Below are 3,042 nucleotides of genomic sequence, written 5' to 3'. Positions count from 1 at the left end.
CCTTCAGGTTATGAGCCTGACGAGCTACCGGGCTGCTCCACCCCGCGCCATTCCCGAGGGCGATTAATTTCGATCGGGTTTTTGTTATCGTATTGAGAGTTTTGTCTCTTATTAGGTTTGGCGGTGACCTACTCTCCCACGTCTTGAGACGCAGTACCATTGGCGCGACGGCACTTAACGGCCGAGTTCGGGAAGGGATCGGGTGTTTTGCTCGTGCTATGACCACCAAACCGAAGAAGAGACACGGCGGGTTTGATTTCCCGCCGAACATCAGTGTTGTTCCGAGTTTGTACACGTTGTTTTGGTGTATGCGATTGACCGGTTTGGCGAGGCCTATTGCCTTGCTGTTACTGGATCAAATCAAGCCTATCGAGCAATTAGTACCAGTCAGCTGAATGCATTGCTGCACTTACACCTCTGGCCTATCGACGTGGTGGTCTTCCACGGCTCTCAAGGGAGATCTTGTTTTGAAGGGGGCTTCCCGCTTAGATGCCTTCAGCGGTTATCCTGTCCGTTCATAGCTACCCAGCACTACCGTTGGCACGATAACTGGTCCACCAGTGGAACGTTCACCCCGGTCCTCTCGTACTAGGGGCAACTCTTCTCAAATCTCCTACACCCACGGCAGATAGGGACCGAACTGTCTCACGACGTTCTAAACCCAGCTCACGTACCTCTTTAAATGGCGAACAGCCATACCCTTGGGACCTGCTCCAGCCCCAGGATGAGATGAGCCGACATCGAGGTGCCAAACGATGCCGTCGATATGGACTCTTGGGCATCATCAGCCTGTTATCCCCAGAGTACCTTTTATCCGTTGAGCGATGGCCCTCCCACTTGGGACCACCGGATCACTATGACCGACTTTCGTCTCTGCTCGACTTGTCAGTCTTGCAGTCAGGCAGGCTTCTGCCATTGCACTCAACGAGCGATTTCCGACCGCTCTGAGCCTACCTTCGCGCGCCTCCGTTACTGTTTGGGAGGCGACCGCCCCAGTCAAACTCCCCACCATGCAGGGTCCCGGATCCGGATAACGGACCGCGGTTAGACATCAAGAAGGCGAAGGGTGGTATCTCAAGGATGGCTCCACAAGGACTGGCGTCCCTGCTTCAAAGCCTACCACCTATCCTGCACATCACATTCCTGATGCCAGTGCAAAGCTGGAGTAAAGGTTCATGGGGTCTTTCCGTCTAACCGCGGGTAGTGTGCATCTTGACACACAGTTCAATTTCGCTGAGTCCACGTTAGAGACAGCGGGGAGATCGTTACGCCATTCGTGCAGGTCGGAACTTACCCGACAAGGAATTTCGCTACCTTAGGACCGTTATAGTTACGGCCGCCGTTTACTGGGGCTTCAATTCAGAGCTTGCACCCCTCCTTTTAACCTTCCAGCACCGGGCAGGCGTCAGACTGTATACGTCGCCTTACGGCTTCGCACAGCCCTGTGTTTTAAGTAAACAGTCGCCACCCCCTAGTTTGTGCCCCCCACACATGCTTGCGCACATATGGGGCCTCCTTCTCGCGAACTTACGGAGGCATTTTGCCGAGTTCCTTTAACGTGGTTCTCTCAAGCGCCTTGGTATACTCTACCAGTCCACCTGTGTCGGTTTAGGGTACGGTCTGATGGAGGGCTATTTCCAGGGACCTCGCAGCAGCCCGGTCAATCCGATAAGACCGAACTACAGTAAAGATCCGTCACTTCCTCCTGGCCACGGAATATTAACCGTGTTCCCATCGACTACGCCTTTCGGCCTCGCCTTAGGGGCCGGCTTACCCTGCTCAGATTAGCTTTAAGCAGGAACCCTTGGACTTTCGGCGAGGGGGTCTCTCACCCCCTTTGTCGCTACTCATGTCAACATTCTCGCTTCTGATCTCTCCACCGGATGCCTTACAGCCCGGCTTCACAGAAAGAACATTGTCTCCGTAACACCCGAGGGCATTAAAGAGACAGCGTTCTATATCACAGAACGCTCCGCTACCACGCATATTGCTATGCATCCTGAGCTTCGGCTCGTGGTTTGAGCCCCGTTACATCTTCGCCGCAGGACAGCTTATCTAGACCAGTGAGCTGTTACGCTATCTTTAAAGGATGGCTGCTTCTAAGCCAACCTCCTGGTTGTTTTGGCCGTCCCACATGCTTTCCCACTTAACCACGAATTAGGGGCCTTAGCTGCAGGTCAGGGTTGTTTCCCTCTTCACGACGGACGTTAGCACCCGCCGTGTGTCTCCCGGATAGTACTCTTGGGTATTCGGAGTTTACTTAGACTCAGTAAGGCTGTGGGCCCCCATCATCCATGTAGTGCTCTACCCCCCAAGGTATTCGTCCGAGGCGCTACCTAAATAGCTTTCGCGGAGAACCAGCTATCTCCGAGTTTGATTGGCCTTTCACCCCTAGCCACACGTCATCCAGACCCTTTTCAACGGGTGTTGGTTCGGACCTCCAGTAAGTGTTACCTTACCTTCATCCTGCACATGGCTAGATCACTCGGTTTCGGGTCTAATCCAACGAACTCATGCGCCCTTTTAAGACTCGCTTTCGCTGCGCCTACACCTATCGGCTTAAGCTCGCTCGTTAGACTAAGTCGTTGACCCATTATACAAAAGGTACGCCGTCAGGTCTCATGGACCCTCCGACTGCTTGTAGGCGTTCGGTTTCAGGAACTGTTTCACTCCCCTCGTCGGGGTGCTTTTCACCTTTCCCTCACGGTACTGGTTCGCTATCGGTCAGTAAGGAGTACTTAGCCTTCGGGGGTGGTCCCCCGATCTTCAGACAGGATTTCACGTGTCCCGCCCTACTTAATATGTCCTGTAAAGCTTCCTGTACGGGACTGTCACCCGCTATGGTTGGCCTTTCCAGACCATTCCAGTCACTCTTCCAGGCTCGGCTGGTCCGCGTTCGCTCGCCACTACTAGCGGAGTCTCTATTGATTTCCTTTCCTCCGGGTACTTAGATGTTTCAGTTCCCCGGGTTTGCTCTAAAACCCCTATGTATTCAGGGTTAAAGTACCTGTTTCAGCCCATTATAAATCACCAGAGGTAATT

2 rRNA genes (1 of these 2 running past the window's edge) are annotated in these 3,042 nt (G+C 53.4%); both read right to left on the bottom strand.

Annotated elements, in window-relative coordinates:
• Window positions 1-115: 115 nt before the first annotated feature.
• Window positions 116-230 (bottom strand): 5S ribosomal RNA (gene rrf / locus G3572_RS21780).
• A 126-nt stretch (window positions 231-356) separates the two neighbouring features.
• Window positions 357-3,042 (bottom strand): 23S ribosomal RNA (locus G3572_RS21775); it runs 147 nt beyond the window's last position.

This window comes from Pseudotabrizicola algicola (assembly GCF_010915705.1).
GTDB lineage: Bacteria > Pseudomonadota > Alphaproteobacteria > Rhodobacterales > Rhodobacteraceae > Pseudotabrizicola > Pseudotabrizicola algicola.
The sequence above is the reverse complement of the archived record's forward strand: the minus strand, read 5'-3'. Positions and strand labels throughout refer to the sequence as shown.